This window comes from Streptomyces iakyrus (assembly GCF_000717055.1).
GTDB lineage: Bacteria > Actinomycetota > Actinomycetes > Streptomycetales > Streptomycetaceae > Streptomyces > Streptomyces iakyrus.
This window is the reverse complement of sequence record NZ_JNXI01000008.1, coordinates 105,544-121,479: the sequence shown is the minus strand read 5'-3', so window position 1 is coordinate 121,479 and position 15,936 is coordinate 105,544. Positions and strand designations below refer to the sequence as shown.

Below are 15,936 nucleotides of genomic sequence, written 5' to 3'. Positions count from 1 at the left end.
CCCTTGGGGCGCACTGCCTTCGGTCGGTTGCTTCTGAGCTCGGTCAATTGGAATTCCATCCGCAGTTGTGGATCTTCATGCCGTGGCCTCGCGTCGGCGGTAGTGGCAGCCGCGGGCGCGGGCCTGGTGCCGACGACGCCGGCTTGCCGCGGGCACCGGGCTCGTGGAGGACTGGTGCTGCGGGTCAGGACGTTGGCGACGGCGCATAGTGGTGGGCAAGGCTGGTGGCGAGGTCGCTGAGGTGAGCCCTGGCTTCGGTGGGGCCGTGCACAGTGATGGCGCTCCCGAACGGCAGTAGTGCTCGCACGTCCTCCAGATGCAGGAAGTGGATCGTTACTTTGTGGCCGGTGGCGGAATCCTCACGGTCGTCCCGGACGAGTCGTTGGCCGAAGATCCGTTCCGCTCGCTCGATCTACGTCTGGTCGATGGTGGCGCTGACCTCTATCGCGTGGTTGTGTTCCCACTGATCAACGAGCGCTGCAGCGACGGTGGCCAGGGTCTCGTTCTCGCGGATCCGTCGTGGCTGGTCGACTTCTTTCCACGTCGTGATCCGTTCGAGTCGGTACATCCGTGGCACTCGGGCACAGTCGGCGACGAGGTACCAGGTGCCGGCGGCCTTGGCGAACAGCCCATAGGGATCCACGACCAGGTGGCGTGGGCATGATTCGCGTGGGCTGTCGTACTCGATCCGTAGTCGGCGACCTCGCCGCACTGGGCCGATCAGCGAAGCCGGAGTCGTGCTGGAAGTAAGTGCCTGGAGCCAGGGACGGCTGTCCACGTGCACTACGTCGGCGAGCGGCAGGAGCTCATAACCTTGACGTGACTGTGTCGCGGCGATCTTGGAGAGCGCGCGCCGGCTTTCGGCGGATGCGTTGAGCTCCGCGCGTTGCTTCTCATCCAGCCCGGTGAGCGACAGATGATCACGCTCGCCCGGCGTGAGTCGCGTGAGGTCGAGCCCGGACCCGGGCAGCATGGTCACGCCTCCGAGGCGGCCCCGTTGCGCGGTCACCGGCAGACCGGCGTCGCGGAGCCAGTTCAAGTCCCGGGTGATGGTTCGAAGGGACACCCCGAGCGCCGAGGCAAGTTCCTGTGTGGTCACAGCATTTCTTGATGCGAGGAGCAGCACCAGGGAGAAGAAGCGGTCCGGTGTCACACACCAAGCTTTTCAGGAATTGCGACATGATGCGGCGCATATCCCGGTCAGGCTGGTCGAGGCGTACCTACGACCTGTGAGAAGGAAGAACCATGACCACATCCGTCGTGTCCATCGTCTATGTGAACGACGCTCCCGCCGCAGCGCGTTTCTACGGTGACCTCCTCGACATGAGGCCGTCGTTCGAGACTCCGGGATACATCACCTTCGACCTCGGGCCAGGCGCTGACCTCGCTCTGTGGTCTGGCCAGTTCGAGGATCTGTCACCGGACGTCCCGCGTACCAGTGAGGTGTGCCTGGCCATCGGCGGTGGGCCCGACGAGGTCAACGCGATCTTCAAGCAGTGGCAGTCCAAGGGCGTCACTATCGTGCAGGAGCCATATGATGCGGGGTTCGGGCTGACCTTCCTCGCAGTTGATCCTGACGGGAACCGGATCCGCGTGGCACCGCTTGACTGAAAGGGCGCAATGCGGCAGGCGCGCACGATGGGTGTCGCGCCTGCCGTTGTCTGACGTCGAGAGGGCGACGATTGCCCCACGCGCATGCGCCTTGAGCGTCGAGGGCAGCATGCGGCTCGTGAAGCGGTGCGAGGCGTCCCGTCGCCCACGTCGCCGCTGCACGGCGAGATCGTCCTCGAACTCGACGACGGCCACTGCGCATCGCTCTCGGCAGGCGACATCGTGATCCAGAACGGCACCCGCCACGCTTGGCGCAACCGCAGCGACCAGCCCGCCACGGTGGCGTTCGTCCTCATCGGCGTGGAACAAGGCCACTGACCGCGCCGGGCCGGACGTCTGCAACGGGGGCGAGCCTTGCCACTGCTTCCGCCGGCTGACGCGGGACGTGTCCGAGGACTGCGGGCGCGGTCAGAACCAGTGCAGGCAATGCGGCGAGCGCTCGGTGCGGAAGAGCGCGTCGGCGAGGGTGGCCGCGCCCGGGTGGTGGACCCGGATGTGTCCGGCCCGTGCGAGTGTGCTCGGGGCGGTGCCGCCGAGGTAGACGGAGCCCAGGTCGCGGACGTCCAGGGACAGGTCCGGGTCCCGGTCCGTCGGGACGCAGTCGGCCTTGCCGTCCCGGACGCTCAGCAGGTAGCGGTCGTGTTCGCCGAGGAACGGGTCGTCGATGTCGAGGACCAGCTCGCCGTCCGCGAACCAGCCGCGCGCGCTCAGAGCACGCGGGACGTCCAGCAGCCGCACCCAGAGCCAGTCCATGTCGCCGCTGACCTCGCCGGCCCGGAAGTCCGCGAACCGCCAGCGCAGCGGGTGATCGGACGGGACGTGCTTGAACACCACGTGAGAGACCAGGTCGTGTCCGAGGACGAACCGGGCCAGGGCCGTGAAGACGGCGTCCTCGGTGGCGATCGTCTCGTCCACCGTCAGGGTGCCGGAGTCGATCGAGTAGCTTGCGTACCCGTCCGGGACGCCGTCGGTGTCCCGGTGGACGGCGATGTATCGCTGTGCCGGTGATATCGGCGGCTGCCCCGCGCGCACGGCCCACCAGCGGTGCGGGCGGGACAACGCGCCGGGCTGGGCGCGGCGGTACCGGTCGTAGACCTCCTCCAAAACCTCGCCGCACTCGGCCCTGCGCAGTACCTCGACCGAGCCGGCCGCCACTCCCTCGGCCGCTCCGCTCGCCCGGGGAGCGGCGAGGGCGGCCTTGTGGCGCGGTACCTTCAGCTGCGCCGTGTACGTCGCCGGTCCGTAGCCGAACCTGCCGTAGATCAGTGCCTCGGAGGCCAGCAGCACCGAGAGCATCTCCCCGCGGCCCCGCAGCTCGGTGAGCTGATGCCGCATCATCGCGCTGAGCACGCCCTGACGCCGGTGCGAGGGCAGGACGCCGACGGCGGTCACCCCGGGGGCCGGGACGAGCGTCCCACCGGGCAGGGTGAGCTCGAAGGAGTGCGTGGCGGCGGTCCCCACGGGCCGCCCGTCCGCCGCCACGGCGAGGAGGCAGCGGTCCATTTCGAGCGCCGACCACCAGAGCCCGCCGCCGTCGACCGGGGTCTCCGGGAAGAGCCCGAAAGCGGCATGGAGGGTGTCGACGAAGACGTCGAGATCCTTGTCGGTCGTGGGACGGATTTCCATCGTTGCCGCTGCCTCCCCGGGATACCGGCACCACGGCTCGTGGTGTCCGGGCACAGTGCAGCGGCAACTCATGATGAGGGCAAGTCAATTACCCGCCAGCAGGTCCCGGTCAGAGGCCGGCGTCGGTCAGCCACTGCCCGGTGGTCCGGGGGGAGATGCCGAGCAGCTTCTGGGCGGAGCTCTGGGGTGTGATCGAGCGGTCCGGAAGCGTGCTCACGGCCGCGTAGGCACTCGGGCTGGACGAGGGCCTGGTCTCCGAAGGGGAATGCGGGAGGGTCCTGGATGTGCTGGTCGAACTCGGCCACGCCCACCGGCCGTTCGGGGGCGGCGCGTGGTGTCCGTCCGGTGGCTCCGCGAGAAGGGCCGGTTCCGGCTCGACGTCGAGCTCCAGACCACGGGTCCGGGTACGCACCGGCGGACGCCAGGCCCAAGTGACCGGGACGGCGCGGTGTCCCAGGGCCTACGGGGCGATCGGGCCACGTACGGCGTGGCGGCTCGGGGAGGCATGGGTTCGTCACCTACGACGGCGAAAGCCGATGGTGCGGTGGACGTGCTGTCCGCCGGACAGCACGTCCACCGCACGGTGTGCCGTTCCGTGGTCAGGCGGTGTGCAGCCGCAGCCCGTACCTGTTGAGGATCTCGTTGACGGGCTGGTGCCAGGTCTCGCCGCCGCTGCTGCAGTTGCCCCAGCCGCCGGAGGTGACGCCCTGGGCCTGGTCCCCGCTGATGAAGGATCCGCCGGAGTCACCGGGCTGGGCGCAGACGCTGGTCTTGGTCATCTGGTGGACGGCACCCTGGCTGTAGTTCACCGTCTCGTTCTTCGCCAGGACGGTGCCGCAGTGCCAGTGGGTGGTGGAGCCCGAACGGCAGACGGAGGCGCCCACCGGGGCCTCGGCGGAGCCGCGCACGAGCCGGTCGGGAACGGTGCCCCAGCCGAGCACCACCGGCACGGTCCACCAGCCGCTGCCCACGTTCACCCAGGCGTAGTCGTTGCCCGGGAACGACGACCCCTGGAAGTTGCCGATGTAGGACCGGTCCCAGCCGTACACGGCCGCGCTCGGCGAGCCGCAGTGCCCGGCGGTGACGAAGCCGCCGTGCACCGAGAAGCCTATGGAACAGCGGACGTTGCCGGTGTAGTACGGGTCACCTCCCACGGTGCCGGCGGCGAAGGTACGCGGCGCGGCGGGGGTCTGCCGGACCGCCACGGGACCGGCCTCGCGGGCCCGGGCCAGGAAGGCCCGGACATCGTTGTCGTCCCGGTGCCCGTCGACGACGTTCACGACGACCTTGTTGGCCTTCGGATCCACGTGCCAACTGCCCACGCCGGCAGGCGCGGACAGTGCGTCGATGCGCTGCTTCGCCGCATCGAGCTGCCGTGCGTCGTACCGCACGAGGCGTACGGTCGCTCCGGTCGCGCGTACGGCGTCGGCCCGCTCGGCACGGGTGACGGCGACGGTGAGTTCGCCGCGGCCGGCGTCGAACCACGAGCCGCCGTAGGAGGAACCGGCGGCGCTGCGGGCCTCGCGTTCGACGGCTGACGCGGTCTTCTCCGCAGCCAGCCGTGCCTCGACCGCCTCCCGGGTCAGCCCCAAGTCGCGCTGCATCGCGGACAGGAGAGCGGGGGAGGCGGGTGCTTCGGTGGAGCGTGCGGGGGTGTCCGCCGCGGAAGCGGGCAGGGCGCCGGCGGCGGTCCAGGTGCCGAGGAGGAGGAGCCCGGACAGTGCGGTACGCAGAGCTGTGGTGCGTCTCAAGGGATGCCCCTTCGTTGTTCCAGCAGAGTGGGGTGGAACAGCAGAGCCTGAGAGCGCTCTCGTGGTGCGCGCGGCAGAGCCTAGCCGTGGAGCACGAAAAGGTCTATGCCAGCGTTTCGGCCGTCTGTGAGGCCGGACGCGGATGCTGGATCGGGAGCTGCATACACATGACCGCGGGTAGGGCCCTCCGCCCCAAGTGAGGGACAACACCCGGCTCGGCGCAAGCCCGGCCCCGGCCCCCGGCTGACGGCTTCAGCGGGTCACCGGGGCATGTCTCACCCCCGAGGGTGATCGTCGCCCCTCCGGACTTCCTCTCGGTCCGGGCCGCCCGGCACCCCGGCGGCCTGGCCCGGTTCGAGGTCCTGCTCCGTCCAGATGTACTTGCCGTCGTGGAGATTGCGGGCGCCCCAGCGCCGGGACAGGGCGGCGACCAGTTGCAGGCCTCGTCCGCCCTCGTCGGCGCGGCCGGCGTGGCGGATCCGGGGGGTGGTCAGGCTCCCGTCGTAGACCTCGCAGATCAGCGAGCGGCTGCGCAGCAGTCGCAGGCGCACGGGGTCCCTGGCATGCCGGACGACGTTGCCGACCAGCTCGCTCACGAGCAGCTCGGTGGTGAGTACGAGATCGTCCAAGAGCCGTGCCGACGTCCAGGCTGGGGTGCGCTGACCGGTCTGGTCGCGGCCGTGCTGCTGATGGGGGGCTCGAAGGCACTGGCGGACTCGCGGCCCGCGCGCTGCATCCGCCGAGTCTGTCCGGTACCGGTCGACCCCTTGACCCCCGGTGTCCTCCTCCCCGATGCTCAGTTGCGTATAGCGGTGCGTGTATCTGATGAGGCAACTCTCGAAGCAGCGCACCCGCGCGACTTTCCCGTCTGAGGAGCAGCTCATGGCTCACGAGGTACGTGCCGTCGTCGCCCGGAAGAAGGGCGCCCCGGTTTCCGTCGAGACGATCGTCGTCCCCGATCCCGGTCCGGGCGAGGCGCTGGTCAAGGTCGAGGCCTGCGGCGTCTGCCACACCGACCTCCACTACCGCGAGGGCGGGATCAACGACGAGTTCCCCTTCCTTCTGGGACACGAGGCGGCCGGTCGCGTGGAGGCGGTGGGGGAGGGGGTCACCGGCGTCGAGCCCGGGGACTTCGTCATCCTCAACTGGCGTGCCGTGTGCGGCCAGTGCCGGGCATGCAGCAAGGGCAAGCCCTGGTACTGCTTCGCCACCCACAACGCGACGCAGCCGATGACGCTGCTCGACGGCACCCCGCTCTCGCCCGCCCTCGGTATCGGCGCCTTCGCGGAGAAGACCCTGGTCGCCGCCGGACAGTGCACCAAGGTGGACCCGGCGGCCCCGGCGGCGGCAGCCGGGCTGCTCGGATGCGGTGTCATGGCGGGCTTCGGTGCCGCCGTCAACACCGGCGCCGTCGGGCGGGGTGACTCCGTCGCCGTCATCGGCTGCGGCGGGGTCGGCATGGCCGCCGTCGCGGGCGCCCGGCTCGCCGGCGCGTCCAAGGTCATCGCCGTCGACATCGACCAACGCAAGCTGGACCGTGCCCTGACCATGGGGGCCACTCACACCGTCGACGGCACCAAGGGTGACGTGGTGGAGGCGGTGCGCGAACTGACCGGCGGCTTCGGTGCGGACGTCGTCGTCGAGGCCGTCGGCCGCCCGGAGACGTACCGGCAGGCCTTCTACGCCCGGGACCTGGCCGGAACCGTCGTCCTGGTCGGCGTGCCCACCCCGGAGATGAAGGTGGAGCTGCCCCTGCTCGACGTCTTCGGCCGCGGCGGCGCGCTGAAGTCCAGCTGGTACGGCGACTGCCTCCCCTCGCGCGATTTCCCGGCTCTCATCGACCTGTACCTGGGCGGCCGGTTCGACCTGGACGCGTTCGTCACCGAGACCATCGGCCTCGGTGATGTGGAGGAGGCCTTCGAGAAGATGCACGGCGGCGACGTGCTGCGCTCCGTGGTGGTGCTGTGATGGCCGGCGCACCGCGCATCGAACACCTCGTCACGAGCGGGACGTTCAGTCTCGACGGCGGCACCTGGGACGTCGACAACAACGTCTGGATCGTCGGTGACGACGACGAGGTGGTCGTCATCGACGCGGCGCACGACTCCGACGCCGTCCTGGAGGCCGTCGGTGACCGCCGTCTGTCGGCTGTCGTGTGCACCCACGCCCACGACGACCACGTGCGCGCGGCACCGGACGTCGCCCTCGCCACCGGCGCGCGCGTCCTGCTGCACCCCGACGACCAGGTGCTGTGGAAGACGGTGCATCCGAACCGGCGCCCCGACGGCCCCCTCGCCGACGGCGACGAACTCGTCGTCGCGGGCACCGCACTACGCGTCCTCCACACGCCCGGGCACGCCCCCGGGGCCGTGTGCCTGTACGCCCCCGACCTCCGGGCTCTGTTCAGCGGCGACACGCTGTTCGCGGGAGGTCCCGGCGCGACCGGGCGCTCGTACAGCGACTTCGGCACGATCATCACCTCGATCGGCGACCGGCTGCTGACGCTCCCCGGCGAGACGGTCGTGCACACCGGACACGGCGACACGACCACCATCGAGGCGGAAGCCCCGCATCTGGACGAGTGGGCCGCCCGCGGCTGGTGACACGAACACCGCCGTGCCGGCCAGCCTTGACAGGGCCGGCGCGGCATCCCCACACTCGTTGCGCGCATCGCACATCGTTCCTCCATATGCAACGAGGTGGGCCAGCCCATGATGACTCCCGTGCCTCCCCTCGCCCCGCCCCGCGTCGCATGAGCACCGCCGCCCGGACCGACCGGGCCGCTCCCGTCCCTTCCCCGCGGGGTCTGCCGCGCCTGGAGCGGACCTTGGTGATGGGCATCGTGAACGTCACGCCCGACTCGTTCTCCGACGGCGGGCGGTGGTTCGATCCGGACCGGGCTCTCGCGCACGGACTCGCACCGCTCGAAGAGGGCGCGGACATCCTGGACGTGGGCGGCGAGTCGACCCGCCCCGGCGCCACGCGCCCGCCGGTCGAGGAGGAACTGCGGCGCGTCCTGCCGGTCGTCCGCGCGCTCGCCGCCGCGGGCGCGAAGGCCAGTGTCGACACCATGCGGGCCGAGGTCGCCGCCCGAGCTGTCGAGGCCGGCGCCGTTCTGGTCAACGACGTCTCCGGCGGACTCGCCGACCGGCGATGCTGCCGCTGATGGCATGGGCGGGCACGCCCTGTCCTGATGCACTGGCGCGGGCACTCCGCCGGCATGCAGGCGCACGCCGTTTACGACGACGACGTCACCGACGTGGTCGACGAGTTGCGGGCGAGAGTCGAAGCGGCCGTGGACGCCGTAATCCCACCGGACTGTCTCGTCGTCGACCCGGGGCTGGGCTTCGCCAAGCACGCCGAGCACAACTGGCGGCTCCTCGGCCGCCTCCGGGAGGTCACCGCCGCACTCGGCCGGCCCGTTCCGGTGGGCGCCGCACGGAAGACGTTTCTGGGCCACCTTCTGAGGGACCCGGAGACGGGCCGGCCCCGCCCGGCGCACCTGCGGGACGCCGCCACCTCCGCGGTGTCGGTCCTGGCCGCCGCGCAGGGTGCCTGGTGCGTCCGCGTCCACGATGTCGCCTCGACCGCCGACGCGGTGCGCGTGACCGCCCGCTGGAGTCTCGAGAACGCTCCGGAAACTGTCGTCGGCGCCCCGGTCCTGAGGGGTGCCCAGCTCTGACCTGCGTTTCCTATGGTGCAGATCGTTTCGTATCGCGCAACGAAAAATAGGGGAGTCGAGCGGCCCGTGAACTCCTTGACAAGGGTTTGTGGGCGCCCTCAAACTGACGTTGCGTTCACCGCAATCCGTTTCGCTATACGCACCGAGGTGTCATGATGATTCCCGCGTGCCGTCTCGTGGATCTGCCCCGAGGCGAGGCCCACAGGCTCGACATCGACCCGCCGGTCTCGGTGTTCCACACCGACGACGGCGAACTCTTCGCCATCGACGACACGTGCACCCACCAGGACGCCTCGCTCGCCGACGGCTGGCTGGAGGGGCGCGAGGTCGAATGCCCGCTGCACGCCTCGAAGTTCGACCTCAGGTCCGGAGCCGTCGACGCCCCGCCGGCCAAGCTCCCGGTGCGCACGCACGAGGTCTTCGTCGAGGACGGCATGATCTACGTCCGGCTGTCCACGGCAGCCCCGAACCTGCCTCCCTGCATCGCCGCCCGGCTCGCCGGGGGCGTCGCGTGAGGACGGTCGCCGTGGTGGGCGCGTCGCTGGCCGGTCTGTCAGCGGCGCGCTCCTTGCGAAAGCAGGGCTACGACGGACGGCTGGTCGTCATAGGCGACGAGCTCCACCGTCCGTACGACAGGCCGCCCCTGTCCAAGGAGTTCCTCACCGGCGGCATCGGCGAAGCCGATCTGGCACTGGAGCCGGACGACGAGGACCTGCAAGCGGAGTGGCTGCTCGGCGCCCGCGCCGCCGGACTCGACACCACACCCCGCGCCGTGCGGCTCACCGACGGCCGGCAGGTGAGAGCCGACGGCATCGTCATCGCCACCGGCGCTTCCGCCCGCACCCTGCCCGGTATGGACGGCCTGGCCGGTGTGCACACCCTGCGCACCCTGGACGACGCCCGCGCCCTGCGGGACGAACTGGCCCGGGGCGGGCGCCTGGTCGTGATCGGCGGCGGCTTCATCGGTGCCGAGGTCGCCTCCACCGCCCGCGCGCTCGGCCTGGACGTGACCATCGTCGAGGCGGCGCCCACCCCCCTGGCCGGACCGCTCGGTGCGACCATGGGCGGCATCGTCTCCGGCCTCCACGCCGACCACGGAGTGCGCCTGTTGTGCGGCGTGGGCGTCAAGGGGCTGAGCGGCGAGACCCGCGTCGACGCCGTCCTCATGGAAGACGGGCGCAGCATCCCCGCCGACATCGTCGTCGTGGGCGTCGGGGCCCGCCCCTGCGTCGACTGGCTGGCAGGCTCCGGTGTCGAACTGGACGACGGCGTCAAGTGCGGCGCGGACGGCCGTACCGGCCTGGCCGGGGTGGTCGCCGTCGGCGACTGCGCCTCCTGGTACGACCCGCGCGCGGGCACCCATCGCCGTGTCGAGCACTGGACCGGCGCCCGGGAACGCCCCGACGCGGCCGTGGCCGCCCTGCTCTCCTGGGGCGAGTCCACACCGGGCGTACCGAGGCCGCCGTACTTCTGGTCCGACCAGTACGGCGTGAAGATCCAGTTCGCCGGCAACGCGTCCCGTGCCGACAGCGTCACCATCGAGGAAGGCGCCGCGGACGACCGTGACGTCCTGGCCGTCTACCGGCGTGCCGGTCACCCGGTCGCCGTCCTCGGGATGAACCAGCCCCGGCTGTTCATGCGCTGGCGCAAGCAGCTCGCGGCCAACACGCCCTGAATGGGCGTTGCTCCTTGATCCGACGACGTCCGGTGCAGCTCGTCCCGGCGCGTGCATGCCCGACCCACGACGTTTCTCCGAGGAGTGCACTGTGACCTCGACCGGCCTGCCGGAAAGTCTCATCGCCACCCTGCCCGGCTCCGCCTACACGGATCCCGGGGTCTTCGCCCAGGAGCAGGAGCACATCTTCGAGGCGATGTGGTTCTGCGCCGTGCGCTCCGCCGACCTCGCCGCTCCCGGGGCTTTCCGGACCGTCCAGGTCGGCCGCGAGAGCATCCTCGTCACCCGTGCACGTGACCAGTCCGTACGCGCCTTCTTCAACGTCTGCCGGCACCGCGGGGCCAAGCTCTGCACGGCGGAGAGCGGCGAGGTCAAGCGCGCCTTCCAATGCCCCTACCACGCCTGGACGTACGACCTGACGGGCAAACTCGTCGCGGCGCCCAACCTCACCAAGATGCCCGACGTCGGCCGCACCGCGTACGGCCTGGCAGCCGTGGCGACGCGCGAATGGCTCGGCTACGTGTGGGTGTGCCTCGCCGAGAACCCGCCCCCCTTCGACGAGGTCGTGCAGGACGTCGTCGCGCGTCTCGGCGACACCGAGTCGATCGAGCACTACGGCATCGAGGACCTCGACGTCGGCAGACGGATCGTCTACGACGTCCGGGCGAACTGGAAGCTCATCGTCGAGAACTTCATGGAGTGCTACCACTGCGCGACGATCCACCCCGAACTCACCGAAGTGCTGCCCGAGTTCGCCGACGGCTACGCCGCCCAGTACTACGTGGGACACGGTGCGGAGTTCGGCGCGGACGTCAAGGGCTTCACCGTCGACGGCTCGGAGGGCCTCGACCGCATCCCGGGCGTCACCGAGGACCAGGACCGCCGCTACTACGCGATCACCGTCCGACCGCAGGTGTTCATCAACCTCGTGCCCGACCACGTGATCTTCCACCGGATGTACCCGGTCGCCGCGGACCGCACCATCGTCGAGTGCGACTGGCTCTACCTCAAGCACGTCGTCGAGAGCGGCAAGGACGTCAGCCGGTCGGTGGAGCTCTTCGACCGGGTCAACCGGCAGGACTTCGACGCCTGCGAGCGCTGCCAGCCCGCTATGAGCTCCCGGCTCTACGCCAAGGGCGGGGTCCTCGTGCCCAGCGAGCACCACATCGGCGAGTTCCACACCTTCGTCCAGGAACGCCTGGGCGCGGGGCGGCCGCAGTAACAGCGGCTCCCGGCGTCCCGGCTCCCGGCCTCCGCCGCGAAGGTCGGCCGGCGCAGGCGGCGCGGCCGGCTCAGCCCAGGTAGCCCATCCGGTGGCTGATCTCGTCCGCGCCCTTGACCAGCACCGGAGCGAGGTCGTGCATCCGGTCCTCGGTGAGCCGGTAGGCCGGTCCGGAGGCGCTGATCGCCGCGATGACCTCGCCGTCGCGGTTGCGGACCGGGGCGGCCATGGCGTGCAGCCCCGCCTCGAACTCCTCCAGCGTCCAGGAGTAGCCGCGCTCCAGCGCCTCGGCCAGGTTCTTCTCCAGCTTCGTCTTCGCCGTCAGGGTGTGGGGCGTCATCTTCTTCAGGCCCGCGTCCGACAGCAGCGCGGCACGCTCCTTCGCCGGCATGTGGGCCAGCAGGATCTTGCCGCTGGAGGTGGCGTGCAGCGGCGTCAGCTGGCCGACCCAGTTGAACGCCGTGACGGCGCCCGGACCGCGCACCTGGTACAGGTTGATCGCGTACTTCTCCTGCATCACGGCGAGGTTCACGGTCTCGCCGATCTCCTCGGCGAGACGCTCGCAGACCGGGCGGCTCTGCTGGGTGATGTCGATGCGTCCGGTGACCGCGCCGGCGAGACGGACGATGCCGAAACCGAGGCGGTACTTGCCGCGCTCGCCCGCCTGTTCCACCAGGCCGCGCACCTCCAGGGCGCCCAGCAGCCGGAACGCGGTGGACTTGTGGACGTCGATCTCGGCGGCTACCTCGCTGACGCCGGCCTCGCCGCGCCGGGCCAGGATCTCCAGCACGGTGATGGCCCGGTCGACCGACTGCACCCCGCCGGTCGGCGCACTTGTCGTTTCGGTATCTGGATGGTAGTTGCTCACAACGCAACTATACGGGCGATTAACATAGCCGACAGCGGTGCAGGTCACGGCCTTGGCCCGAGAAAATCGAAGTTGCGTTGTCCGCAACCTGGTGCGCATAGAGATACCGGTACTAGCATGCCGCGCATTCTCTACGGCGCGAGCGAGACGAGGCCTCATGGCTGACTTGCAGTACGACTTCGTCATCGTCGGTGGTGGATCGGCCGGCAGTGCACTGGCCAACCGGCTCTCCGCGGATCCCGGCAACCGGGTCCTGGTGCTGGAGGCGGGCAGACCCGACTACCCCTGGGACGTCTTCATCCACATGCCCGCGGCACTGACCTACCCGATCGGCAGCCGCTTCTACGACTGGAAGTACGAGTCCGAACCCGAGCCCCACATGGGCGGCCGACGCGTCTACCACGCGCGCGGCAAGGTCCTCGGCGGCTCCAGCAGCATCAACGGCATGATCTTCCAGCGCGGCAACCCCATGGACTACGAGCGCTGGGCGGCCGACCCCGGCATGGGGGCCTGGGACTACGCGCACTGTCTGCCGTACTTCCGGCGGATGGAGAACTGCCTGGCCGCCGACCCGGACGACGAGTTCCGGGGCCACGACGGCCCCCTCGTCCTCGAACGGGGTCCCGGGACCAACCCGCTCTTCGAGGCCTTCCTCAAGGCCACCGAGGAAGCGGGACACGCCCCCACCAGCGACGTGAACGGCTATCGACAGGAAGGTTTCGCCAGGTTCGACCGCAATGTCCACCGCGGACGTCGGCTGTCGGCCGCGAAGGCCTACCTCAAGCCCGTGCGGAAGCGCCCCAACCTGACCGTCACCACGCGTGCCCTGGTCACCCGCGTCCTCTTCGAGGGCAAGCGGGCCGTCGGCGTCGAGTACCGGCACGGCCGCGGCAGGCCCCAGCGGGTGCGGGCCGGTGAGGTCATCCTCTGCGGCGGCGCGATCAACTCCCCGCAACTCCTCCAGCTCTCCGGCGTCGGCAACGCCAAAGAGCTCGCGGCGCTCGGCGTGGACGTCGTACACGATCTGCCGGGCGTCGGCGAGAACCTCCAGGACCACCTGGAGGTGTACATCCAGTACGGCTGCAAGCAGCCCGTCTCCATGCAGCCGTACCTCGCGAAGTGGCGGGCCCCCTTCATCGGATTGCAGTGGCTCTTCCGTACGGGCCCGGCCGCGACCAACCACTTCGAGGCGGGCGGCTTCGTCCGCGGCAACGACGACGTGGACTACCCCAACCTGATGTTCCACTTCCTGCCCATCGCGGTCCGCTACGACGGCTCCGTCCCGGCCGGCGGACACGGCTACCAGGTGCACGTCGGGCCCATGTACTCCGACGCCATCGGCTCGGTGAAGATCAAGAGCAAGGATCCCGCCGAGCACCCCGCGCTGCGCTTCAACTACCTCTCCACCGACCAGGACCGCCGCGAGTGGGTCGAGGCCGTCCGGGTCGCGCGCAGGCTGCTCAACCAGCCCGCCATGGCCCCGTACAACGCCGGGGAGATCTCGCCCGGCCCGTCCGTGGAGACCGACGAGGAGATCCTCGCCTGGGTCGCCAAGGACGCCGAGACCGCGCTGCACCCGTCCTGCACCTGCAAGATGGGCACCGACGAGATGGCCGTCGTGGACCCGGCCGACCTGCGCGTGCACGGCATGGAGGGACTGCGGGTCGTCGACGCCTCCGTGATGCCCTACATCACCAACGGCAACATCTACGCGCCGGTGATGATGATCGCGGAGAAGGCGGCCGACCTCATCCTCGGCAAGGAGCCGCTGCCGCCGTCCGGGGCCGCGTACTACCGGCACCGCGAAGCATCCGCGTAACCCACTGTTTTCAGACAGCCGACCAGCCCGGAAATCCGGTGGTCCGGGCTGGTCGGCGTCGGATTCCATGGGTTGCCTCCTTGGTAAAACCGTCATCGGCCAACCCCTTGACGTGGGTTCCCGCCTTCTCCAGAGTGTTCCACCACAAGCAATGCGGTGCGCGATGCGCAACGCGATTCGCTCGAAGGGCCCCGACGTGGCAGACCTGTACGTGGACGGAAAGTGGCGGGATCCCGTGGCCGGAGGCCATCGGGACATCCGCTGCCCCGCAGACGGCACACTCTCCGTGACCGTGTCCGAAGGCACCCGCCCCGACACCGAGGCGGCCATCGCCGCGGCCCGCCGGGCCTTCGACGAGGGGTCCTGGCCGCGCACCCCCGAACGCGAACGCGGCGCGCTGCTGCTGCGCACCGCCGACATCCTCGAACGCGACGCCGACGCGTTCGCCCGCGCCGAATCACTGGACACCGGCAAGCGGCTGGTGGAGAGCGAGTACGACATCGCCGACGTCGTCTCCTGCTTCCGCTACTACGGAGGGCTCGGCGGCACCGACGCCGGCCGGGTGATCGACACCGGCCGCGACGACGCCGTCAGCCGCGTCGTGTACGAGCCGATCGGCGTGTGCGCACTGATCACCCCCTGGAACTACCCGCTGCTCCAGGCGAGCTGGAAGGTCGCCCCGGCCCTCCTCGCCGGCAACACCATCGTCCTCAAGCCCAGCGAACTCACCCCCTCCACCTCGATCCTGCTGATGAGAGCCCTGGCGGAGGCAGGACTTCCGGCCGGCGCCGCCAACCTCGTCCTCGGGGCCGGGCCCGACGTGGGAGCACCGCTCGCCGAGGACCCCGCCGTCGACATGGTCTCCTTCACCGGAGGCCTGGACACCGGAAGACGCATCATGGCCACCGCCGCCGCGACCGTGAAGAAGGTCGCGCTGGAGCTCGGCGGCAAGAATCCCAACGTCGTCTTCGCCGACGCCGACTTCGAGACGGCCGTGGACTTCGCGCTCACGGCCGTCTTCCTGCATTCGGGCCAGGTCTGCTCGGCCGGCGCCCGGCTCATCGTCGAGGACGCGCTGCACGACCGGTTCGTCGACGAGGTGGTCCGCCGCGCCCGGCTGATCCGCCTCGGCGGTCCCTTCGACCCGCAGGCCGACACCGGCCCGCTGATCTCCGCCCAGCACCTGGCGAAGGTCGAGGCGTACGTCGCGGCCGGACTCGCGGAGGGCGCCGTCCTGCGCTGCGGCGGTGAACGCCCGGGCGACCCGGCCCTGGCCGACGGCCACTACTACCCGCCGACCGTGCTCGACGCGTGCGGTCAGGACATGAGCGTGGTGCACGAGGAGTCCTTCGGGCCCGTCCTCACCGTGGAGCGCTTCACCGACGAGGACGACGCCGTACGCATCGCCAACGACACCGTGTACGGACTCGCCGGCGCCGTCTGGACGCAGGACGCCGGCAAGGCCCAGCGGGTCGCCCGCCGGCTACGCCACGGCACGGTGTGGATCAACGACTACCACCCCTATGTGCCGCAGGCGGAATGGGGCGGGTTCGGGCACTCCGGCGTAGGCCGGGAGCTGGGACCGACGGGCCTGGACGAGTACCGGGAGCCCAAACACATCTGGCAGAACATCCAACCCCGGCCGCAGCACTGGTTCCGCGGCTGAACGCCGAAAGAGGTCG

At 70.3% G+C, this 15,936-nt stretch carries 12 protein-coding genes and 3 pseudogenes; 10 read left to right on the top strand and 5 right to left on the bottom strand.

Translation table 11 applies throughout. The annotated features are described in order from the left end of the window. Positions 1 to 184 precede the first annotated feature (184 nt). Positions 185 to 1,153 (bottom strand): annotated as a pseudogene (locus OO68_RS42260) (helix-turn-helix transcriptional regulator). A 92-nt stretch (positions 1,154 to 1,245) separates the two neighbouring features. Between OO68_RS42260 and OO68_RS14840 the strand changes: the two are divergent. Both OO68_RS14840 and OO68_RS14835 read left to right on the top strand, forming a co-directional pair. Then, a complete protein-coding gene (locus OO68_RS14840; protein WP_033308818.1) occupies positions 1,246 to 1,611 on the top strand; it encodes a VOC family protein in 366 nt (121 codons plus the stop codon). A 126-nt stretch (positions 1,612 to 1,737) separates the two neighbouring features. Continuing rightward, positions 1,738 to 1,929 (top strand): cupin domain-containing protein, encoded by a 192-nt coding sequence (locus OO68_RS14835; RefSeq protein WP_033308817.1) that lies wholly within the window; start codon positions 1,738 to 1,740, stop codon positions 1,927 to 1,929. Positions 1,930 to 2,019: 90 nt separating this feature from the next. Here the strand turns inward: OO68_RS14835 and OO68_RS14830 are convergent, their stop codons facing one another. The 3 genes and pseudogenes from OO68_RS14830 to OO68_RS14820 all read right to left on the bottom strand — a co-directional run. Continuing rightward, positions 2,020 to 3,237, bottom strand: a complete 1,218-nt coding sequence (locus OO68_RS14830) for a GNAT family N-acetyltransferase (protein ID WP_033308816.1) — start codon at positions 3,235 to 3,237, stop codon at positions 2,020 to 2,022. A 599-nt stretch (positions 3,238 to 3,836) separates the two neighbouring features. Continuing rightward, positions 3,837 to 4,988, bottom strand: a complete 1,152-nt coding sequence (locus tag OO68_RS14825) for a S1 family peptidase (RefSeq protein WP_033308815.1) — start codon at positions 4,986 to 4,988, stop codon at positions 3,837 to 3,839. A 275-nt stretch (positions 4,989 to 5,263) separates the two neighbouring features. Then, positions 5,264 to 5,617: pseudogene (locus OO68_RS14820) on the bottom strand (ATP-binding protein); the annotation flags it as partial. Between the two features lie 253 nt (positions 5,618 to 5,870). Here OO68_RS14820 and OO68_RS14815 point away from each other — a divergent pair. The 6 genes and pseudogenes from OO68_RS14815 to OO68_RS14790 all read left to right on the top strand — a co-directional run bounded on the left by OO68_RS14815 (position 5,871) and on the right by OO68_RS14790 (position 11,567). Further along, positions 5,871 to 6,956, top strand: coding sequence for an S-(hydroxymethyl)mycothiol dehydrogenase (locus tag OO68_RS14815; RefSeq protein ID WP_033308813.1), 1,086 nt, complete (start codon positions 5,871 to 5,873; stop codon positions 6,954 to 6,956). Further along, positions 6,956 to 7,591: an MBL fold metallo-hydrolase gene (locus tag OO68_RS14810; RefSeq protein WP_033308812.1), complete on the top strand. Its 636-nt coding sequence runs from the start codon at positions 6,956 to 6,958 to the stop codon at positions 7,589 to 7,591. Before OO68_RS14815 ends, OO68_RS14810 begins: the two co-directional genes overlap by 1 nt. An 86-nt stretch (positions 7,592 to 7,677) precedes the next feature. Continuing rightward, a pseudogene (folP, locus tag OO68_RS42255) lies at positions 7,678 to 8,670 on the top strand (dihydropteroate synthase). A 152-nt stretch (positions 8,671 to 8,822) separates the two neighbouring features. Continuing rightward, positions 8,823 to 9,185: a bifunctional 3-phenylpropionate/cinnamic acid dioxygenase ferredoxin subunit gene (locus OO68_RS14800; protein WP_033308811.1), complete on the top strand. Its 363-nt coding sequence runs from the start codon at positions 8,823 to 8,825 to the stop codon at positions 9,183 to 9,185. After that, positions 9,182 to 10,345: an NAD(P)/FAD-dependent oxidoreductase gene (locus OO68_RS14795; protein WP_078625306.1), complete on the top strand. Its 1,164-nt coding sequence runs from the start codon at positions 9,182 to 9,184 to the stop codon at positions 10,343 to 10,345. Before OO68_RS14800 ends, OO68_RS14795 begins: the two co-directional genes overlap by 4 nt. A gap of 91 nt (positions 10,346 to 10,436) precedes the next feature. Then, positions 10,437 to 11,567 (top strand): aromatic ring-hydroxylating oxygenase subunit alpha, encoded by a 1,131-nt coding sequence (locus OO68_RS14790; protein WP_033308809.1) that lies wholly within the window; start codon positions 10,437 to 10,439, stop codon positions 11,565 to 11,567. Positions 11,568 to 11,637: 70 nt separating this feature from the next. Here OO68_RS14790 and OO68_RS14785 read toward each other — a convergent pair whose 3' ends face one another. Next, positions 11,638 to 12,384, bottom strand: a complete 747-nt coding sequence (locus OO68_RS14785) for an IclR family transcriptional regulator (RefSeq protein WP_033308808.1) — start codon at positions 12,382 to 12,384, stop codon at positions 11,638 to 11,640. A 208-nt stretch (positions 12,385 to 12,592) separates the two neighbouring features. Between OO68_RS14785 and betA the strand changes: the two genes are divergently transcribed. Both betA and OO68_RS14775 read left to right on the top strand, forming a co-directional pair. Next, positions 12,593 to 14,254, top strand: a complete 1,662-nt coding sequence (betA, locus tag OO68_RS14780) for a choline dehydrogenase (RefSeq protein WP_033308807.1) — start codon at positions 12,593 to 12,595, stop codon at positions 14,252 to 14,254. 196 nt (positions 14,255 to 14,450) lie between these two features. Beyond that, positions 14,451 to 15,920 carry an aldehyde dehydrogenase family protein gene (locus tag OO68_RS14775; RefSeq protein WP_033308920.1) on the top strand — a complete coding sequence of 490 codons (1,470 nt, stop codon included), beginning with the start codon at positions 14,451 to 14,453 and terminating at the stop codon, positions 15,918 to 15,920. Positions 15,921 to 15,936: the final 16 nt, after the last annotated feature.